The organism is Bradyrhizobium sp. LB11.1, assembly GCF_040549385.1.
GTDB lineage: Bacteria > Pseudomonadota > Alphaproteobacteria > Rhizobiales > Xanthobacteraceae > Bradyrhizobium.
In genome coordinates, this window is record NZ_JBEPTH010000003.1 from 168,481 (window position 1) to 188,159 (window position 19,679).

The following is a 19,679-nucleotide window of genomic DNA, read 5'->3' on the forward strand; positions in this document are numbered from 1 at the left end:
GAGATCGGTGATCACTCATCGGCCGCCGCCTCGATCGACCTGACGCGCACCTGCAGCAGCGACAGCGCGGCCAACGCGTCTAGACTTAGACCGGCCGCGAACGCGACGATGTCCTTGCTCAACGGATCAATCGGCAACCCGATCCAACCGTCGCCCGAGCCTGTGCGATCCAAGATGGCGCGCCTGTGAGCCCCATTCGATAAGCGTAGTCCGTCGTCAACGATCACGGCATCGGCGAAAACCATATTGATGTTGCGATTTTGAAAAGATCGTCCGCGCGTTTCACGATGTCATCCTCGGACCATGTGACGATCGAATGATCCTGAAACCGGGCGTTCAGTCGCAGGGCACTGTTCGCCGCGATCTGGGGACGCTTTTCGGCGAACGGCCCGTTGCTGATGGACGAGTTGAGCGGCCCCGCGAGAAGTGTGAGATTTCCCAAGGTGTGAAGCAGCTTCCTCCGGCGCTCATCCGCAGAGTCGCCCATCTCGTCCGCCGGAAGTGGCGCATACGGATAATCGGACAAGGCGCCGTTCTGTGGAAGCAGATGCTCGACCGTCAGGCTTTCGGGCAGAACAACTTGCTCCGTCTTGCTGGTGTACATGCGTGCATCAAGGGCTTTCAACAACATGACTGCCCGGTCCGGCCGCGATTTGACATACACCGGCGTTTCAAGGAACCCCGCCTTTAATTCGACATCGCCAGGCCAGCGTACCGTCACGTCGTTCGAACGGACCAATTCGGCTCTTACCGCCTTCGCAATCCTCGAACTCGTCGGCTCTGGACCCGCTTCGTCGGTCTTCTCGGCCTCTCGAACCTTCGCGAGTAAGGAGACGAAGAACTTGTTGTAGTTTTTGTTCGTGAGCCCGCAGATCATCCGCCGAATGAGCCAACTTTCGACATCGGACAGGACCTGTTCCTTGTCTGAGGGATCGAGCCGGTCCGCCGGAAGCCCGAAAATATGGAGCAGGAAGGGATAGACCGTGCTTGTGTCCAACGCGCGAAGGCGGCGCGCGAATGTGGCGGCACGGCCTTCGCCGACCGGCGAAATCAGCGAACGGAAGATCGAAGCGTATTTCTTGAGTTCGCTAAGAAAAGCTTCCAGCCCCTCGTCCGAGTCGTCACGCCAATCCCGGAATTCTTGGAATATCTGACCGATCGCCAGCTCTTTGCCAGTCTTCATGGTCAGAAAATGGAAGATGAAAAGATCAATGCGCGGCCTGTTCAACCGTCCTTGCCGCTCTTCGACGTGCCAATATCGGGTCTCCCCTTTTATCGCGGTTTCGATGCGGTCGTTGTCGAAGTGGTACCAATACTTCGCGTAGAGCTCGTCGGCGTAATGCTCGTTCGCGGCGTGCTCTGGATCGGCCGCTGCCTGTTGGAATACGGTATTTCTGATCAGGTCAGAAGGCAACAAGGGCTGCCCGCGGGCGTTAAGGGTCTCGAAGATCACCTGTGGGTCATCGTTCTCTTCTAACTCGATGACGACGAGCTGGAGACCCGTTCGCGACGCTTGAAAGAGGCCGAAGATATGACGGTCGACGCCATCGGGATCGTCGGCCGACGTCGCGAATGCCGTGATCTGGGAATGGAAGTAGAGGTAGGCTCCGATCATGCGGGGAAGCTCGGACTTCGCCGTGAGGCCGCTCCCCTTCAGCAGCGCTTCGGGTGTCTTTGCGGAAAGTATGAGCCGGAAGGTCGATCTGTCGGCGTTCGTCGGCCACACCTTGAAGCTACTGTCGGCCCCCGCCTTTTCGTCTTCATTCAGCGTCAACCGATTTATTTTCGACGAATGGGCTGACGAATTCGAGGTCGCGAAATCCCGTAACGCGCAAATGAAAATCTGAAGGGTCGTCAGACGTTGCTGTCCGTCGATGATTTCGGACCGGGCGACGGCGCTGCCGACAATCTTCTGCACGTTGAGCACGACGGCGCCGAGAAAGTGCGAACGCTTGGGGCTGCCGGTCTTGCTCGCCATGCAGGCTTCAGCCTGCCGTTGGATATCGTCCCATAACGGCTCCCACTGTTCGGCCTCGTTCCACACGTAGGCTCGCTGATAGAGCGGAACGACGTAACGGCGATCCTTCTGGAATAGCTCGTAGATCGAAAGTTTGTCCGGCTTCATGACGTTTCCCAGTTAACTTCGGTCAGAACATCGAATCTGCTGCACCGAGGAAATTCGGTAGCACGAAGAGTTCGCTGAACTCAAAGATGTTAAGCCGCCCGCACGGCCGTCCTCGAGTGAACCGAAGCGGCTGAATTGGCGCCGTGAACACCGCGGGTCGCCCTTCGTCTTGGTGCTGCTCGGTCTGGAGAATAGCTGACACGGCGCGTGGCAGCGGAATAAGTTCTAGTGGCTCTTCGCGTCGGGTTGACGTCAGGGATGTTTTTCGGTTTTCGAAGCGCGATCTTCCGCGGCGATTGCCTCCTTCTCACACATGTAGACGCCGCGCTTTGTGGTGCCGTAGCTCTTGGTCCCGGCGAAGTGATAGACCTTCGAGGGCAGATTGACCCACACCACGGTATCGGTTGGGCAGCGGACTTTTGCTGAAGCTTCATCGGCAAACTGTCCCGCCTCCAGCGCTGCGTTCTCTTTCGGCGCGGAGGTTTGCGGAGCCGGGACCGGTGCCGCAGTCGTTTTGAGAGCCGGCTTTTGCGGGACAGGAGCGGGCGCAGCTTGCGTGGCGGTTGGTGCCGGCCGGCTCGGCGGGGGCGCCGCGGGGGTTGGCTTTGGTTCGGGAGCGGTCGCAGTCGGCATAGGGCCTCCGGCCCTGCACTGATCGACATAAGCCTTCTCGGTGGCACCCCGGGCTTGCAAGCCCGCCTTGTCGGCCCGCCATTCGGCGGTGCATTCCTTGGCGGTCTTCTGGGATGACGTGGTGCTGGTCGATGGTGACGGCGCTGCAGGGGGCGGAGGCGCTGCGGCACTCGATTTCGGCGAAGGGGCGGATGCCGCTGGCGCCGCACCAACCTTGCATTGTTCAACGTATGCTTTTTCGGTCACGCCGCGGGCTTGCATCCCGGCCTTATCAGCCCGCCACTCGGCGGTGCACTCTTTTGCGGTTTTCGATCCCGCGGCCGTGGCTTGCCTGGGCACCGGCGGCGGCGCCCTCTCGGCCGGTTTCACCGCTGGCGCGGCGGCGGTTGGCTCCGCTCCGCCCCTACATTGTTCGACGTACGCTTTTTCGGTCACGCCCCGGGCTTGCATCCCGGCCTTGTCAGCGCGCCACTCCGCCGTGCAGTCCTTCGCAGTCTTTGCGAATACGGGAGCGGCGGAGATGCCGCATACAACCGCAGCAGCAATGAGACCAATGCCGATCTTCATGTTCGTTCTCCTGGCTCCGCGGCGTGCTATTCCGCCAAGGCGGCTAATTCGTCTCGTTGGGAAGTGATCGCGCGTACGCCGCGGCTGAACCGCGGACGCCCGGTCGTGAAAAAGCCGCTGCAAGCGTTCTTTTCGTCGCAGCGATCGCATTCTTCCACGAAGCCGTTTTTCCAGTCCGAGATCGACTGGAGCGCGTGCGGCCAAACAGACTTTGGAAGAACACACTTGGGAAGGTTGTACACCGACACGTTGACGCCAGCGGCGCTCAAGTGATCGACGGCCCTCGCGAGTCCGTCGCCATAGTCCACCGGATCCATCCAGAGCATGGCATCGTTTGCAATGGCAAAGCCCGTGTTTTCGAGCCCCATCAATGCGACGTGGTCGACGAACGGCAGATTGCGGGCAATCCACCGACCAGTGTCTTCGATGATCGGCGCGGTCAATGCATGCAGGACGACGCGGATTTCGACGCGTTGCCCCCGGTCCTTGAGCTTCAGGATGCCCAAGATCGTCTCATCGAACGCACCCTTGGCCTGCACGACGTGATCATGGACATGATCGACTGAGGCGTAGACCGGAATGGCAGCCATCAGGTTGAGGTGGCCGATCTCTTTCCAGGCGTCGACGATCCGCGAGTCGGCGAACGCTCGGCCGTTGGTCAGCACCTGGATGGCGGTTGCCGGCAGCCGATCGCGGCACTCCTTCAGGACGGCGATGAAGTCTTCCCAATCCGACAGGGTCTCTCCGCCGGTGAACGTCAGCGCGCGGGTCGCCGGGTCGATGAGCGGAAGGCTTTCTTTGATTTCGCTGAGGATCCAGCGGTCATCGACATCTTTCGGCGGTTGCGAACACATCAGGCAATAATTGTTGCAGCGTTCCGTGACCAGAAACGAGTTGTGCGCTGAATTTCGGCGATACAGCGTGCGGAATTTCCTGGACGCGTGATCGAAGCCGATCACATCGCCGTCCGCGAGATAGTTATATTTCGGGGGCACGGCGACGACCCGTCCTGTGAACGTGCCGCACAGATCGATCGAGCCGTCGGAGACGACAACGATGGACGGCCAATCGGCTTCCATCGCGCGCCGGATGTCGTCTGCCGTTCTGGCGATCGCGAAATCAGCCACGCGACGTTCAGCGGCACTGTCTACCGACCGGAGCCTGAGGACCGACCGGCCCTTGTCCGAGGAAAATCCAGTGCTCTGCGAGGCTGTGCCATAGAGAGGAAGGGTCATGCGGCGGCCCACCGTCGCAAGATGGCAGCATCTTGCGGAGAGTTCTCCAGAATGTCCAGCAGCAGGCCCATGATGCCTTTTTGCCGAGCGCAAAATGCTGACAAGGGCTTGATTCCCAAGGCGTCACCCTGCGTTGCGTGATGATAGACGGGGTCCGCGCCGCAGTGGCTCTCATACACGCAGGTCGAGCATTCGGGCGCGCACTGCGTCAGGGATGACGAAATCGCGCCGATCAGCTTGTCCGACAGGATGAGCGAATTGTAGCTGTCGTGTTCGACGTGACCGAGCCGGAAAGCGTCGTCACCGGTCTCGGCCAGCATCCTGCCTTCATCCGAAGCAAAAACACTGCCGTCGTAGTTGTAGACCAGCGCGCCAAGGCCGGCGCCGGCGGGGCTGCGCAAGTCAACGTAACCGATGGATCGGTCCGAGAGCACCCGTGTGAGAAGCAGCGCCGCGTAGAACTCCCGGAACGGGGTGCCCTGTCGGTTGATCTCCAGAACCCGGCGCAATCCTCGCTCGTAGAACGCAAGCCACTTCTGCGCGTCGTACTTGGCGAACTGCTTCGTTTTGATCGCAAATCCGAACGGAGAAAGCGGGCGCAGGAAGATGCCATCCAGCCCCAGTTGGAGATATTCGTCGATGATCTCATCGACGCGGTCGAGGCTCGCCTCCGTGGTAGTCATCAAGGCCCCGATCATGTCGGGACCTAGAATCTCCCTGGCTCGCCGGATTCCAGCGACAGCTAATTCATGACTGTTTGCACCGGGTCGGGGACGGTTTTTGTTGTGCAGATCGGCGGGACCGTCGAGGGAAGTGGAGAGCAGGACGTTGTTCGCTTTGCAAAACTCGAGAACGGCATCATCCAATAAGGCCAAGTTCGACGCGATCACGAAGTCGAGCTTCTTGCCGGACCGTTGCTTCGCAGCGGCAACAATCTTCCTGATCAGAGGAAAATTGAGAAGTGGCTCCCCACCCTGGAACTCGATCTTGATCCGTGCCGTCGGGCTGGCGAACGCGATGTCGAGCGCACGCATCGCCGTTTCTTCACTCATGTCGAAGCGTGAGCGGTCGGTACTTTGACGCGAGACCTGGCAATAAGGGCAAGAGTGTTCGCACCGCAGCGTCACGACGAAAATATGAAGCGGGGTCGTCTGCTGCAGGAACGACATCCGGCTTCTCAGCCGGGCCGCCAAAAGCTGCCGTTGCGCCTTCTGGTTCGCTCCGGTGACCAGATGAGCGGCATAGGCCTTTTCGTAGAGGCCGTCGCCGGGCCGAACCTGAAGGTCGACGAGCCTATTCAGTTCATCTTCAGACAGGCGGACGAAATCGCCAACTACGTTGGCGACGAGATACTGGTTTGTTCGGGTGCGCTCAAAATTGAACGGCAACAACGAAAGATCTTCGGTTGCCGCGCTGAAGCTCTCAGGAGGTAAAAATCGCGCCATGGTCTCCAGCAGGACTTTATCCGGCATCATTTTGGTTAGCGACCAGTGCCCCGAAGGCCAGTGCAAGGATGACGTTTCGAACGCCCTCCGTTTTTTCGGCGACGCGAGCCCGCAAGTTTTCGTCAGCGACCAGATTCAGAAAGCGCTCCTTCAGTTCATCCGAACCGAGCGCGGCGCCCTTTTGCGAATTGAAAGAAACGAGGCGGCAGACATAGCGGTCGCCCACCAGGTCAACCTGGCAGGTCGCCGTTCCGATCAGACGATAGGCTGCCGCATCCAAAGCACTCAGGCTTTGGATGCTTGAATCGAAATCGACAGCTACCTCGACCGGGGATGCCGCTGGAAGCTTAGCGGCTGGAGGCATGGGACGCATGTGAAGCATGCGACGCGTGGGAGGCATGCTGGGCGACGATGGTGCCGTCGGCTTGCTTCGTCATAATGAACCCTAGGAGGTCTTCACCCGCTTGGTAGTGGGCGTTTGCCTGAAGCTTAGTGCCGGTGCTTTCGGCCGCAACCGCGGTTGCATCGTCGGCAGCCACTGCCTTGGCCTCGGCGCCCTGAACCGCAATCCCGGTGAGCGACGCGAGCGCAGCGCCAAGCGAAAGCATAACTTTGGACTTCTCGATCATATAGCCCCCCATTTTTAATTTGCTCAATGAACAGGCACTCTTACAACTTCCGAGGGCGCAAAGTCCATAGTTCTATTGGCCGAGAGCGTCCCTGTCCGGACCGGCGCTTTGGCTGCCGCCCCGCGTAAACCGCGTCACCTAGGCACGGCCAGGTACTTGTCCGGGATGAGCCGCAGGCCGGCGTCGAGCGGCCGCTTGATGTCGAACATCTCGGCACCGTTCTGGAAGTGGAAGACCCTCCGGACGCGGTAGGTCGACGGATTCTGGGCGGCAACTTCGTACTGGGTGCGGGGCAGCCAGAACCGCGTCCGCGCGTGCCCGTTGGTGGTCTTGATCTCGAGAAACCTCTCCTCGCCGCCCGGCTCGAAGGACCGAATGTCGTAGCCCGATGGTCTTCGCCGCGATCGGCGGGCCAGTCCATCTCCTTGGCCAGGTCGCGGCGGCCGACCTGGCACGGCCTGTCGTATTCGAACTTGAATACCATCTCCTCGCCGGCGCGCCCCAAGTGGCGTTGAACTCGTCCCTGGCGGCCGAGTAGTACCTGCCGGTCAGCCGACGCAGCACCGCCTGACGATCCTGCGGGTCCGAGTACCCCAGACACCCCGTTTTTCGCCTCTCGGGAGTTATGGGAAGCTAAGGAAAGATCGATGCCCCGTGGAAGGCTCAGGACAAGCCCATCCCGAGTGACCGTAGAGCCGGTCTGGCCACTTGGAGATGATCAATCACCCATGGCGGCACCCAAACGCTCCTGAGAGCCCCTTTTTCTCGACGAGAAAGGGGTCGCCTGGCGATCCGTCGACCCGCCTCTCAGAGCGCCGATGGATCTCGGCCAGCCGCCGCGAGGTCCGGAAGGACCGGATCCAGTTCCTCATGCTCGAGAATTTTAGCGCCCTCACCCCCCAGGTAGGCGGTGAGACCTGCGATGCCTGAATCGGGGGGACATCGTGCCGGCCTTCGGCGGGACCTGCCCTCGCTATTTGGCCATCTCTACGCTCATCAGTGGGGTCGTATCGGGTGAGTGCTGCTCAGGCAGTCGCCTTCTGAAGCCGACTATCCCACGGCAGCCGGAGCGTCTTCAGCGCAAAGGCCCCGTCCCCAAGGAGCGCTTGGGCCAGCAGCATGATCGCCCAGACGAACGGCATTTCCCACCCGCCCTCCACGAACCAGAAACTCTTCCTCACCATCCAGAAGTGAGTGGCTCCCAACATCATCGGCAGGGTGTAGAGGCTGACCCATCTGGTGTAGAGGCCGAGGAGCAGCAGGATAGCCGAGGCGAATTCCGCGCTGAGGGTGTAGGTAAGCACCCACTCAGGATAGCCCGCCTTGAGAAGGCCGTTCCACCACAGGCCGATCGGCTTAAGAACGAATTTGCCGTACAGGGCGGCGATGAACAGACCCGCAATCGTCACACGAAGCAGCAAAGCGGCATAAGGCGCCGTACGTTCGTCAATCATTCGAGCGCTCCTTGAAATGCTACGAAGCGCCCTCAGTCTGGCCCGCCCGCGAAAATATGCAACGGCGCAGACGGTTGCAGCCGCAGGGGAACCGGCACAAGCACGCCAGAAGTGAGTTTGCGCGCGGCAGCGGTTAAGGAGCGAGACTTCCGACAGGAGCGGTTCTCGCGTACTCAGTCGACCTTTTTGCCCGAAGGATCGTCGCGCTGCTGATTAGGCGTTTCTTGGCGATCCGAATGACTTCGTTGCGCCACTGCTCATCGGAATGGATCACCTGGTCGATATCGAAGTCCTGAACGCCCCCAAGGAGCAGCGAGAAGCTGTCGATGCGCTTCTTCATGATCTGTACAACGCGGTGGTCGCGTGTTCCGCGGAATGCAGGATAAGCGTATCGGATGCCTTTCCCCGTTACGGCGGCCCAGCTATTCACGCGCCGAAGCCGCCCGTTCCGCTGTACCGTCCTAATCGGACTCGGATCCAGTTCGTAGTGAATGAGATGTCTGCAATACCGATGGAGATCGATACCCTCCGAGAGCTTGTCGGTCACCACCAACACGTCGGGACCGAACGGGCTGTTGAAGACCGAGATCGCCGTGTCCGGCTGCCGGTTGTGAACGAAAATCAGAGCCTCTTTTTTGCTTTCGCTGGGCTCGCATACCGCCAAAACGCGCGACGTTCCGTTTGCACCGGGCAGGAGATCCAGCCGCTCGGCCGACCTCTTCAAGACCTCGCGGCTGGATCTCGAGTGGATTAGCGCATCATACAGACGCAAGGCCGCCTCGCCGATGTACTCCGCATTATCGCAGCCTCGCGCTCGCCCGGTGGTGATGGAATGTGCGAGATCCGACGAAGCGCTCGGGTTGGCGCCCAGCCAGGCCCGAGTTTGCGTCCTTACAAGATCGCCGCACAACCACCTTATGAACGTTCGCCGCAACTCCTGGTCCACGGCGTCTTCGGATTCGCGGTCTAGCGCCTCATTCCAAGCGGACTCCCAGATCTTCGGGGCGGGCGCAGGATGCTTCGGTGTAGTCGGGAGGTTCGAATGCAGGCTGGCGGCGAGTTCTTGTGCGGTCGCGTGGTGGTGACAGAACAGCAGCACCTTTTCGCCGCTTTGGAGGACTTCCTTGACCTCCCTGGTCACTGCCGCGACTTTGGAATGGATTCCCACTTCCCTACGGAGGCGGCCCATCGCCGAGAGGTGGTTTCCGACGATTGACTTGGCCGGTTCGCCAAGTTGAATCCTGTCGCGTTCAAGCCTATCGCTTTCCGCATCGTAGTGTCGCCACCCGACGTGGAAGCGAGGATCATTTCTGGCTCGGCCGGCGCCTTGTGAAGCTACTCTCAGCGCCCGATCCATCCGGAGGATCAACTCCTCCTCCGAAGGGCTGGCTTGCGGAACGGGTATGGACCAGTCTTCGCGGGTGCCGAACGAGTGCTGCTCGTCCGGCAGATCATCGACCCCATGCCGAATGACGAACGGCGCCATCGCTTCGATCGCCGCCTTCGCTCTCCCCACCAGACGTTCGGCTACGACTTCCGGATTCCGCGTCGTGTTGCCGGAATACAGGTCATCCAGGGTTCGACTGAAGGCGCGCACAGGCGAAGAGGCCTCCTCGGCACCGATCAGGCTCAGCATGCGCTGGAGTTCATCGATGCGGATGCTGAAGGGGGTGGCGGTCAGGATGAGGATGCGTTTTGCGTGCTTGCGCTGCCGCTTCAGGGCCTTGCTGAAGCAGGTCTGATCGCCCTTCGCCCTGTGCGCCTCGTCGACGATCAGCAGATCGCATCCAAGATTGAAATCCGACGAAGCGTAGGAGTGCTTGACCACCTGGATCGAGCCCGTCGTGAGCCTCTCCACCTTGCGCGCCTTCACGCGCGACTCGCGAACCTCCAGATGCGGAGCGCATCTGCCCATGGGAAGAACGTGATCGAGAAGCTCCGCTTCCCACCGCCTTACCATGACGTCGTTCGGCGCGAGTATCCGAACGGAACGACCCTCGCCCGCCGAAGCAACCACCCACGCGACCAGGGCCGCCACGGCTGTCTTGCCGAGGCCGACGTCATCCGCCAGCAGCAATCCTCGCCGCGCACGCTCTCCCAAACTGCCGTTAAGCCGCACGAGGATGTCAGCCGCGGTGTCAAACTGACGCCGCGTGCTGTCGGCGGCCAGCACCCTCCCGCCGTCGGCGCTGGCTTTGATGTACGCGTCCGGATTGGACAGAAACTGCCACTGCTGGGCGCGAAGATTAAGAGGCTCGATCGGCAGCATCAGCACTCCGGAAAATGTTTGAGGCGAATGGCCAGTTCCTCGGCGGCGAGACCGGCCCCCAGCGCGCCGGTCGGACCGGCGGTTCGGTCGCGCTCGGACTGTCGCCGGAACGCCTCCACCAGAAGTTCGCCGTCCCGCCGCAGATGCTTCCGACGGAAGTCGTCCGGCTGCCTTCGCGACAGCTCCTTCACGGCGTCCGCCCAGCTATCCACGACAGCGAGATGCCGTCGTGCCAGCACGAAGGCGGGGACCGCATAACTTTCGGAACGGGAGCCATCTGGCGTCTCGTCATCGCCGTCCTCCGGAAACGCCAGATCATCGACGGCATCAGCGGTTTCGGCCGGATCCTCAGCCGCTGTGCGGCCGCCGTACTCCTCGAACAAAAGCTGGTCCCCGAGAGCTTGCAGCAGCGCTGTGTCTACTTCCGGCAGCAGAGTATTTTCCCGGTCCTCCAGTTCGCGTTCATCGAACACCGGAAGCCGGAGGCATTCGTCCTGGCAGGTCAGCTCGACGACGAACGGAGAGAGCCACGGTCCGCTATACTGCATGTCTGCACGGCAGAGACCGTCGGCACCGTCGCTCGTCCATCGCGCAACAGGATCCGTCTCGCCGCCCGCACGCAACTCGCCGGAAACCTCCGAAGGAGAACCGCAGCGGCATTCGATTCGGACCACTTCTCCGTTCCACGTCGCTCTGCCCCAGCTGATCAGGGGCGAACTGCGGGTGCCAAGGTCCGCGACTGTCGCGATGTCCTTCTCGTCGTCGAACGGTTCGAGGTGCTCAAACGGCCAGTCGGCCTGTTCGACAGAGACCCCCAATTCGAAATTTTCGATCGTCAGCGCCCCCTGCTCATCTTCGCGACCCCACGCCGCCATGCTGAAGTTCGCCGAGGTAACCAGGAGGCGGCGCGAGTTACCGCGCCTGAAATGGTAAAGCTTGGCATGGCTCCAGCGGTCGTCGGCCTGACGGTGCCGCACGTGGAACGCATCCGACCGGTCCGAGTCCGCCGGGTCGCGGCCCAGCCTCAGGATGGAGGCTCCAGCTTCGAGCAAAGAGCGGAGCGTGTTCTTCGGCAGCAGCCAGCAACGTTGCCATGGATGACTCTTCTCGATCCAGACGAGCTCCAATCGTTCGGTAGTGCCGCCGAAGTTGCCGCACCATCGGCGAAGCGTCTCCGCGTCCCAAGACCCGACATAGGGCGTCGTGATGGAGGCGCCGGCCGCGCCGTTTCCCGCCGGTGCAATCTTCGCCAGCCCCGCAGCGCCCCAGGGCGTGCGGCGCAGGACGGCGCGCGAGTGCACCCCGGGAACGCTCGCCACGAAGGTGATCGACTCGGGGCATTCGCCGCGCGCGAGCAGCTCTAGGAAAGGATCAAGATTCTGGCCGTCTCCGGCGGAGATGGCCAGTTCACGCACGAAACTGGGCAGGATCCCCCAGGTCGACAGTCTCGCGTCAGACCGTTGAGGCTTCAGCGTGATCAGGGTCCGCCACGCGGACTGGAGCTGCCCCTTCAGCGCCGCAAGCGTCAGGTTTGCGGACGACACGACGATTTCCAGGTAGTCGGGTCCGTCCGGACTGCTCCAATGCAGGAGCCATAGCTTTGAGTGTTGAACCGCCCTTCCGCGACTGCCGACCGTGAGGTGGCGGATCGAGCGCCAAATCCATTGGTATGCGCTGTCGCCTCCGTCCCGCTCCACTGGCTCTTCGCGGGCATTGGACGAAACCACGACGATGCGATCATGCATCTGCCGCAGGCGCCGGTCGAGCTCGATCAGGAAATACTGACGTTCGGCTCCGTCCCCCGCGGGTTCATGGCCGAGCTTCAGAAACAGCGGAAGCGCGTGCTCGACAAGCAGACGCTCATCTGCCCGATCGTAGGTGCTGAAGAAGGCGCGGACCAGGGTGCATTCCGGCGGAGCGTCGGTTTTCAGAAGCGATTCCCAACCGATAGCTCCCATTTACACGTCCTCGGTCAGGTCGTCGTCCTCTTCGCGAAGACCTGCGGGCATCTCGCGGATTACTCCGCACTGCGTCGCCAGCCGGCAAAGAGACCAGAGCCGAAAGCGGTAGCCGGAGGCATTGGCCAGCGGCGGCATCCGCGGCTCGATCCGCCCGTTGCGCAGCACGAACCACCGCAATCCTCCACCGTACATCTCATGATGCTGCAGCAGGTCCGTGAAGCACTCGACGGGATCTGCGCTCCGGATCGCGTTCGCAAACCTGTACGCCGTATCGACGTGCCGGAGCGTAAGATCGGCGGCTGTTGGCCATTCTCGGGCGGCAGCAAGGAGTTCTTGGCAAACTCGTCCCGCCGAGGGCGAAGAGGCCGCCTCCGCGAGAGGAATCTGACTTTTCCCGCCAAGGGATTTTGCGATCACCTCCATCGCCGCTATCCCGGCGTCGGCCAGGCGGGAAAACCGCGGCAGCAATGCCATGGCGGGCTCTTCGTCCTTGAACAGAAGCCCCAAGTGCCTGCACACCCCGAGATGATCTTTGGCGCCGCACTTGGCGATCTCTAGCGCGACTCTGCGGCGTCTCTTTCCGCCATGGTCCTCGAACACGATAGGGCGAAGCAGATCTACCTCCGGCAGGATCTCGAACTCGTCCCGGGGTCGCGGCAGAGTTTCCTCCGCCCGCTTGCCGCTGCGGTCGAAATTGCTCCAGTGCTGCAGCCACCACTTGCATTCATCGCCGCGACCCAGCTTGGCGCTCCTGATCGAAATCCCGTCGTCGCTGAGGTGGCTGGCATTAAGAGGCCAATCCGGAGCGGCCGATCCAAGTCTGGCATCCAGCCACTTGGCCAGTTTGTTCGCTGCCGGGCCTGGCGTCCAGCCGTCGCCGCCGACGGTCATACCAGTCCATTTGCGGAATGCGACGCGATATCCGCCATACGTGCCGGTCTGTCGATAGGCCCGGAATTGGTCGACGGACATTCCGAACCGATCGGCCGAATACCTCCGATTGCTGTAATCTTCGTACCAGGGCTGGATGCGCCGGCGGCCCAGCAGCGGCCGATCCCTCCAGTCATCTTCCGCCAGCCCGATGGTCCTGGCAGCCCACATGAGTTCGAGCGGCCGCAGCCATGCGTACCGCGCGCTCTGCTCGGCCCGGGTGACGACGGACCTGCCTCCGCTCGCCTGGAAGATCTGTTGCGACCGGACGAGACACCAGGACAGGATGGTGACCCATCGTCCGTCACGCACACGATTGGTCAGTCCCGGCGCCACCATCTCGGCGAACACGCTGGTGAGAGCAAGAAGACCGAGCGCGTCACCGCGCCTGACGACGATCGGATCCCAAGGCTCCGTAAATAGCAGCCGTGGCCCTTGGGTCGGTTCACCGAGATGTTCAAACGACATCGATGACCTGCCCAGTTGTCATGAACACCAGCAGCGCCCGCCGGGCGTTGGTCTGCTTCCGGTAGTCGCCGATCTGCTGGCGGTAGTGGCCGATGCCCGACTGTTCCGGAGCCACGTCGCTCTTCCAGTCGACGACGACCTCGATGGCGCCGGCCTCGTCGAATGCGACCGCGTCCGCCTGACCCGAGAGCAATATCTCCTCGCCGTCCCGCGTCTGGCTTCCGAACACCGGCAGTTCAGGAACTAGCCGCGGTCGGAGCACCGCGATGTCCGGCAGCGCGAGCGTCCGGAGGACCGTGCCGGCCAATTCCGCGGCACAGATGCCATCCTTTGGGTCCAGCGCGGGCTCGTGCCCCATCTGCCGGATCAGGTCGGCGGCCCGGACCTCCAGGCCGGATTTCGCGTCCTCGGCTTCGCCGGTCAGCACCTCCTCGATCAGCTTGTGGAGGATGGTGCCGCGCGTCGAGCTGCCGAGGACGGCGGCCGGAGCAATTTCGACCGCTTCCGGAATTTCGGCGCTTTCTATCTTGGCTCCCCCCTCGCCGACCTGATCGAGTTCGCTGCGGCTCGGACGGCGCCACGTCACGACCTTGCGGCCGCCGAAAATGGCGGCTGCCTCTGCGGCGAAGATCTCCCGGCTCTGTCCGTTTTCCTGCGGCGACGCAGTTCGCTCCTTAGCGGTGCCGGTGTCCTCGAGATCGATCGGCGGCAGTTCGGCAACGCCGAGATCGACGAGCTTCGCCCAGCACTTGTCCGACAGAGCGGCGGAATGTCTGGGCAGGATCAGCAGGTCGCGTGCGCGGGTCGCGGCCACGTACCAAAGCCGCACGCGCTCGCGCCGCTGCTCCTCCTCGGCGCGGGCTTCGATGCCGGCATAGTCAGCGGGGCAGTTGCCGAGGATCGGGATCGAGAACAGGTTCTTCGAGCGATCCTGCACCAGGCCGGATTCGGACTTCGGCGTGCCGGTCATGTTGATAGGGATGACTATCGGCCATTCTAGCCCCTTGGCGGCATGCACGGTGATCAGAGAGACCGCCTCCTGCTCGGCATCTGGCCGGCCCTCGACCTGACGGACGGCCTCCTCCCAGTTGGCCCACATGTCGCCGGCAAAAGCCCGCAATCCGCGGACGTCGTAGGCTCGCGCCATTTCGAGGAAGAGATCAACGTTAGCGACCGCCCGCTCGGCACCGGCCTTGAAGCGCTGTCGGATCTGCGGACGAACATGAAGAGCCGCAGTCGCATCGGCCAGCAGCGCGTAGGGCGTCGTAGTCCGGGCGCGCCGGCGGAGCGAAGAAAGCTTCGTCAGCACATCCTTGGCGACCGGATGGTTCACGCTTGCCGGATCGGTCTGGAGCGTAAGCATCGGCAGGCCCTGCCGTTCCGGATCAACCGGCAGAGCCTCCGAGAGATCCAGCAGTTCATTCTCGGTCAGGCCGACCAGCGGCCCACGCAGCAGCGCGCCGAACGCGAGCGTGTCGCGGGGGTCGGCGAGACTGCGGGTCAGTGCGATCAGATCCTGGATCTCCTGGCGGCGGAAGAAGCCCTTGCCGGCCTGGGTGGAGACCGGAATCGCCAACTCCTCCAGCGCCTCCTCGAACCGCCAAAGTTCGGTGCCTACTGGCGCCAGCAGCGCGATGTCGCCGAAACGACACGCCCTCACCTCGCCCGTGTGATCATCACGGACCTCCAGGTTGCCGACCAACCTGTTACAGAGATCGGCTACCGCCAGCGCTTCGCCGTCGCGTATAGCGGCGGCCTTCGGCTTCTCCCCCTCGACGACCACATCCAGCGCGCAGACGCCCGGCCTGGTCCCGATCGCGGGATGGATCGGCGACAACTCGGAGAAGCCGGGCTGCCCGTCAGCCGACAGCGCCGGTTCGAATCGCTTGTTGACGAATGCGAGGATCGGTTCGACGGAGCGGAAGTTGGCGGTGATCTTGATCCGGGAGCCGGTGCTGATCGCCGTCCGGGCGGCGATGTAGGCGTTCACGTCGGCGCCACGGAAGCGGTAGATCGCCTGCTTGGGATCGCCCACCATGAATAGGCTGCCGGAGCGCAGCGGTCGCGCCAGCGCGTCGCCTTCTTCGCAGTCGTCCCCGCAGATCAGCCACAGTATCTCGATCTGCAGCGGATCGGTGTCCTGGAATTCGTCGACCATGACGTGGCGGAATCGCTGCGATAGCGCCCGCCGCACCTCCTCATGGTCCCTAAGCAGCTTGCGCGCGATGTAAAGCAGGTCATCGAAATCCAATAGCGCGGCGTCCCGCTTGTAGTCGCGCCAGTCGTCGCGAAGACTCTGCATCTCGTTGCGCAGGCGAGACAACAGTTCGCCTGCGATGGCACCGAGCAAGGCCTGCAGGGCCTCGTGGCAGGCCTTATACCGGGGAAGGATCGCGTCGAACGCCGCTTTTCCGTCGGCCTTGGAATGGCCCGCCTTGGCGGCGGCGTCTTGCCATTTCCCGCTGGTCTGAAGCGCTCTCGCGCCGCCAGTCTGGATGAAGCAGGTCTCGTCGCGCTCGAAGTTCAGCGCGCCGATCAGGGCGGCGTTGCTGGGCGTCGCGTCGGCGAGCTTGTGGCCGTCAAGCAGATCGGCGAGATCGCGCAACGCCCGGCAAGCGGCGGAGGTCTTCTCCTCCTGATAGCCGTAACCGCCGAGCTCGGCCTCGAGCTGCTTTGCGGCCGCCATGAGGTCGGTCATGGCTTTGGGCGACCACGCAACCTGCGCGCACTCGGCGTCGCGATTCCTCCGCAGAAACTGAGCGACGTCTTCCACAAGCTTCAACCCGGCGGCCTCGCTCCCGAGGATGAGCTGGGCGATCAAACCGTCGCCCTCGTCTCCGGAGAGCCGTTCCTTCAGCCATGCGTCGTATCGCTCCTTGAACGCCAGATCGGCCTCGGTGGGGTCGACGATGTCCGCTCCCGGATCGATGCCAGCCTCGGCCGGATAGGGCTTGATCAGCGCTTGGGCGAAGCCATGGATGGTGCTGCAGGTCAATTGGTCGAACGTCTCGCAAGCCCGATAGAGATTTGCCTTCTGTGCCTCGGGGACGCCGTTCGGAAAGACGTCTCTGAGGTCGCGAGGCACCTCGCCCATCGATAGCGCCGTCGTGAACCGCTCGATCCGGAGCCGGAGCTCGCTGGCGGCGAATTCGGTGAAGGTGATCGCGGCGATGTGCTTCGGCTCGACGCCTCCGGCGAACAGCACGGCGACGCGCCCCGCCATTACCGAGGTCTTGCCGGAACCGGCACCAGCCTCGACCAGCAGGGTGCGGTCAATGGCGGTCAGCGCAGTCATGCGGGCAGCCAGATCGGGGATCGCCTTCATGGTTCGCCCCAAACAGCTGCGGCCGGGCCGAGCTTCTCCTGCGCCAAGGGTAGCTTCCGCGGCAGATAGCCGGCGTTTGCCGGCAACGCGAATGCATGATCGTTGTAGTCGTCCGCCGCATCCTGTCCGGGCGGCGCCACACCTGACAGCAACGCATCGCGCGACGCGGCTGCCGCCATCGAAATTTTCGTCAGCGCACCGTCGAGGTCGAACAGCGGAAAGACGGCCTGTTCGCCCCCGCGGGCGTTCGGATAAAGCAGCGAGGCTTCGATAGCCACGTGGTTGCCGAGCAAGGTCTTGACAGCGAACGCATAGAGGCAACGCTGCAACTCGGTGCCGCCCTTGATGACCAACTCGTCCATCTTCTTGGCGAGCTTGCCCGTTTTGTAGTCGACGACACGGGCGCGCGAACGGTCGCCCGCGAGATCAAGCCGATCGATCTGCCCCTTGATTAGAAGGCCGGTGCCCGGGATCTCGACGGCGACGTCGGTCTTCCACGGAAGCTCGCGACCGCTCTCGTCCGGACCGGTTTCGCCGAACGGAATTTCGCACCAGGTCTGCTGACCCGGAAACTTTCCGAGGTCATAGGCGAGCGCGGCCGCCGCCAGCTCGTGGCCACGGGCGCTCGTGCTGCGCCAGATCACGTCCGGCGGCACCGGTTTGGCATCCTCCCAGTCCGCGATAGTCCGGTCGCGCGCAGCGGCAAGCGCGGCGTCGATCTGGTGCTGGCGAGCGCCGGCCAAGCCGCCCTCGTCCTCGAGGCGCTCAACGGCGCCCCGAAGCAACGCATGAACAAGGGTCCCGAAGACATTGGGGTCGAGCCTCAACGGCTCGTCGACATCCTCCGGCGCCTTCCAGCCGAGACCGTAGCGCCAAACAAAGCGGATCGGGTCGCGCAACAGCATCTTCAGCGACGTCGCCGATAGCGGCCGCTCGAACAGTTTCGTTAGCCGGGCATGGGCCGGCGCAATCAGGCCGTCGTGCTCTGTGATCTCGTGGCGATGCCAGTCCCGCCAGCACGCAAGCCCGGAGACGGCGATCGGCAGGTTGGTGAATTCCGACGGGCGGGCCAGAAGCCGATCGGATTCGCTGGCGGCGTGGCTAGGCGTGCCGGCGCGATCAAGATAAGTCTCCGTCAGATCCGTGATCAGCGGCGAGCGACCGAGCATGCGGCCTTCGGCGTCGCGCCGGCTGAACGAAATTGCGACGCTCCGCGCCATGGTCACGATGGTCCGCAAATCCCGTTTATCACCGTCGGCCACCGGAAGCGGATCGAGCTTCTCGATTGGCAGCACGTGATCCGGAATGAGCCTGTCCTCCGAAATCCGCCGCGGCCAGCGCCCGGCATTCAAACCCATCAACCAGACGTGCGGGCGCGGCCGCGACGCCAGCGCAAACGCCGACGTCCAGATCGCGTTGGCCGCGGGCTCGATGTCGTCATCGATGCGCAACCGTGCCAGGGTAACTGGGAGTGCTTGTGCCGGGCCCTCCCGCAGCGCGCGCCGCCATAGCGACCGTTGCAATCCACTCAACAGAGTCTCGCCGGCCTCCTCCGCCGCCTCGGCGCCACGGTCGAGGAGCCGGATCACCGCAATCACCTCGGACGCCATGTTCTTGCCCTGGGGCCAGGCGGCGGCGTCGGCCTGCGTCAGCACCCGCTCCCAGCGCTCGACCGAGGTCAGCGGCGCATCGGCGGGAAGCAGCCGGGTCCATTCTCCTGTGAGGTCGCGCAGCGCGGGCCCGCCCCGCAGCAACGCGAGCAGCCGACGAACCCGCTCTTGCGACAGACCTTTGACCATCACCTCGGCCAGAGCGCTGGCTGCCTGTCCTTCGGCTGTAGTCAGCGCCTTGATGCCGCCGACGAAATGGATCGGAAGATTGCTGTCCCGGGCCAACGAAAATACATGGTCGTCGTAGTCGCCCAGGCTCGACGACGTGATCGCGATGTCCGAGGCCGGCGCCCCCTGCGCCAGCAGCGCCCTCATCCAGCGAAATGCTTCAGTCACCTCATGCAGCTGGTTCGCGCAAGAGAACAGCTCCGTCGGCGGCTCGGCCGGATCCGTCCTCACCACGGAGACTTTCGAACCTCTCAGCCATTGCGGAACATGCCTTGGACCGGCGATCCAGGACACCTCGATTGTGTCCGCGAGCATCATCAGGAGCGGTCTCCAGCACGGCGACATCTCGCTGTGGCCTTGGATTTCCAGAGGACCGATTATGGCCGGCGCATGCCCAATCCGTCGCAGCGCCATCTCCACCAGTTCGCGCGGACGCTTCATCGATGCCGGCAAGCGCTGGACAACGGCTTGTTCGAGCGAAGCCAATGCGTCGGTTCGCGGATGGCCGACCTCCAACAGATCAATCCCGGCGCGCCACGCCTTATCAAACGTGGCACAGACGGCCGCCGTCATTCCCGGCAGGTCCTTGATAGGCTCGAGCTCGCCCATCTCGATGTGCAGGAGCGTGTCGCTGACAGCTTCCGTGAGGACGTCGAGATCCAACGGTTGAAGCAGACCGCCGGCAAGCCTCGCGGCAAGCTGCCCCATGGTCATAATCTGCACGCCGGCTTCGTTGCGACGGGCGGCGTCTACCCGACTCATATGGCCGGCGAGCTTGGTATGGACCACTATGGTTCGAC

At 62.8% G+C, this 19,679-nt stretch carries 14 protein-coding genes; all 14 read right to left on the bottom strand.

Annotated elements, in window-relative coordinates:
• Positions 1-11: 11 nt before the first annotated feature.
• The 14 genes from ABIA96_RS08485 to ABIA96_RS08550 all read right to left on the bottom strand — a co-directional run bounded on the left by ABIA96_RS08485 (position 12) and on the right by ABIA96_RS08550 (position 19,668).
• Positions 12-245, bottom strand: coding sequence for a hypothetical protein (locus tag ABIA96_RS08485; RefSeq protein WP_354136591.1), 234 nt, complete (start codon positions 243-245; stop codon positions 12-14).
• Positions 224-2,125: a DUF262 domain-containing protein gene (locus ABIA96_RS08490; RefSeq protein ID WP_354136592.1), complete on the bottom strand. Its 1,902-nt coding sequence runs from the start codon at positions 2,123-2,125 to the stop codon at positions 224-226. Before ABIA96_RS08490 ends, ABIA96_RS08485 begins: the two co-directional genes overlap by 22 nt.
• Before the next feature lie 252 nt (positions 2,126-2,377).
• The gene (locus ABIA96_RS08495) at positions 2,378-3,325 is read right to left on the bottom strand and encodes a hypothetical protein (protein ID WP_354136593.1); all 948 of its coding nucleotides are present in this window, start codon (positions 3,323-3,325) and stop codon (positions 2,378-2,380) included.
• A gap of 26 nt (positions 3,326-3,351) precedes the next feature.
• A complete protein-coding gene (hxsC, locus tag ABIA96_RS08500; protein ID WP_354136594.1) occupies positions 3,352-4,452 on the bottom strand; it encodes a His-Xaa-Ser system radical SAM maturase HxsC in 1,101 nt (366 codons plus the stop codon).
• A 104-nt stretch (positions 4,453-4,556) separates the two neighbouring features.
• Positions 4,557-6,035 carry a His-Xaa-Ser system radical SAM maturase HxsB gene (gene hxsB / locus ABIA96_RS08505; RefSeq protein WP_354136595.1) on the bottom strand — a complete coding sequence of 493 codons (1,479 nt, stop codon included), beginning with the start codon at positions 6,033-6,035 and terminating at the stop codon, positions 4,557-4,559.
• A complete protein-coding gene (locus tag ABIA96_RS08510) occupies positions 6,022-6,369 on the bottom strand; it encodes an HxsD-related protein (protein WP_354136596.1) in 348 nt (115 codons plus the stop codon). Before ABIA96_RS08510 ends, hxsB begins: the two co-directional genes overlap by 14 nt.
• Positions 6,353-6,634 carry a His-Xaa-Ser repeat protein HxsA2 gene (gene hxsA2, locus ABIA96_RS08515; RefSeq protein WP_354136597.1) on the bottom strand — a complete coding sequence of 94 codons (282 nt, stop codon included), beginning with the start codon at positions 6,632-6,634 and terminating at the stop codon, positions 6,353-6,355. The genes ABIA96_RS08510 and hxsA2 overlap by 17 nt, the downstream gene beginning before the upstream one ends.
• 134 nt (positions 6,635-6,768) lie before the next feature.
• Positions 6,769-7,089, bottom strand: coding sequence for a protein NO VEIN domain-containing protein (locus ABIA96_RS08520; protein WP_354136598.1), 321 nt, complete (start codon positions 7,087-7,089; stop codon positions 6,769-6,771).
• 570 nt (positions 7,090-7,659) lie between these two features.
• Complete coding sequence (locus ABIA96_RS08525) at positions 7,660-8,088, bottom strand: DoxX family protein (protein ID WP_354136599.1); 429 nt, start codon at positions 8,086-8,088, stop codon at positions 7,660-7,662.
• Between the two features lie 133 nt (positions 8,089-8,221).
• Positions 8,222-10,357: an SNF2-related protein gene (locus ABIA96_RS08530; RefSeq protein ID WP_354136600.1), complete on the bottom strand. Its 2,136-nt coding sequence runs from the start codon at positions 10,355-10,357 to the stop codon at positions 8,222-8,224.
• Positions 10,357-12,315 carry a tyrosyl-DNA phosphodiesterase 1 gene (locus ABIA96_RS08535; protein ID WP_354136601.1) on the bottom strand — a complete coding sequence of 653 codons (1,959 nt, stop codon included), beginning with the start codon at positions 12,313-12,315 and terminating at the stop codon, positions 10,357-10,359. The genes ABIA96_RS08530 and ABIA96_RS08535 overlap by 1 nt, the downstream gene beginning before the upstream one ends.
• Positions 12,316-13,716: a hypothetical protein gene (locus tag ABIA96_RS08540; protein WP_354136602.1), complete on the bottom strand. Its 1,401-nt coding sequence runs from the start codon at positions 13,714-13,716 to the stop codon at positions 12,316-12,318.
• Positions 13,706-17,041 carry a UvrD-helicase domain-containing protein gene (locus ABIA96_RS08545; protein WP_354136603.1) on the bottom strand — a complete coding sequence of 1,112 codons (3,336 nt, stop codon included), beginning with the start codon at positions 17,039-17,041 and terminating at the stop codon, positions 13,706-13,708. The genes ABIA96_RS08540 and ABIA96_RS08545 overlap by 11 nt, the downstream gene beginning before the upstream one ends.
• Positions 17,038-19,668, bottom strand: coding sequence for a PD-(D/E)XK nuclease family protein (locus tag ABIA96_RS08550; protein ID WP_354136604.1), 2,631 nt, complete (start codon positions 19,666-19,668; stop codon positions 17,038-17,040). Before ABIA96_RS08550 ends, ABIA96_RS08545 begins: the two co-directional genes overlap by 4 nt.
• Positions 19,669-19,679: the final 11 nt, after the last annotated feature.

What these genes read in the sequence shown, in the direction of transcription:
- ABIA96_RS08485 (WP_354136591.1), bottom strand. Translation starts at nt 245, where the DNA reads ATGGTTTTCGCCGATGCCGTGATCGTTGACGACGGACTACGCTTATCG.
- ABIA96_RS08490 (WP_354136592.1), bottom strand. Translation starts at nt 2,125, where the DNA reads ATGAAGCCGGACAAACTTTCGATCTACGAGCTATTCCAGAAGGATCGC.
- ABIA96_RS08495 (WP_354136593.1), bottom strand. Translation starts at nt 3,325, where the DNA reads ATGAAGATCGGCATTGGTCTCATTGCTGCTGCGGTTGTATGCGGCATC.
- hxsB (WP_354136595.1), bottom strand. Translation starts at nt 6,035, where the DNA reads ATGATGCCGGATAAAGTCCTGCTGGAGACCATGGCGCGATTTTTACCT.
- ABIA96_RS08510 (WP_354136596.1), bottom strand. Translation starts at nt 6,369, where the DNA reads ATGCCTCCAGCCGCTAAGCTTCCAGCGGCATCCCCGGTCGAGGTAGCT.
- hxsA2 (WP_354136597.1), bottom strand. Translation starts at nt 6,634, where the DNA reads ATGATCGAGAAGTCCAAAGTTATGCTTTCGCTTGGCGCTGCGCTCGCG.
- ABIA96_RS08525 (WP_354136599.1), bottom strand. Translation starts at nt 8,088, where the DNA reads ATGATTGACGAACGTACGGCGCCTTATGCCGCTTTGCTGCTTCGTGTG.
- ABIA96_RS08530 (WP_354136600.1), bottom strand. Translation starts at nt 10,357, where the DNA reads ATGCTGCCGATCGAGCCTCTTAATCTTCGCGCCCAGCAGTGGCAGTTT.
- ABIA96_RS08535 (WP_354136601.1), bottom strand. Translation starts at nt 12,315, where the DNA reads ATGGGAGCTATCGGTTGGGAATCGCTTCTGAAAACCGACGCTCCGCCG.
- ABIA96_RS08540 (WP_354136602.1), bottom strand. Translation starts at nt 13,716, where the DNA reads ATGTCGTTTGAACATCTCGGTGAACCGACCCAAGGGCCACGGCTGCTA.
- ABIA96_RS08545 (WP_354136603.1), bottom strand. Translation starts at nt 17,041, where the DNA reads ATGAAGGCGATCCCCGATCTGGCTGCCCGCATGACTGCGCTGACCGCC.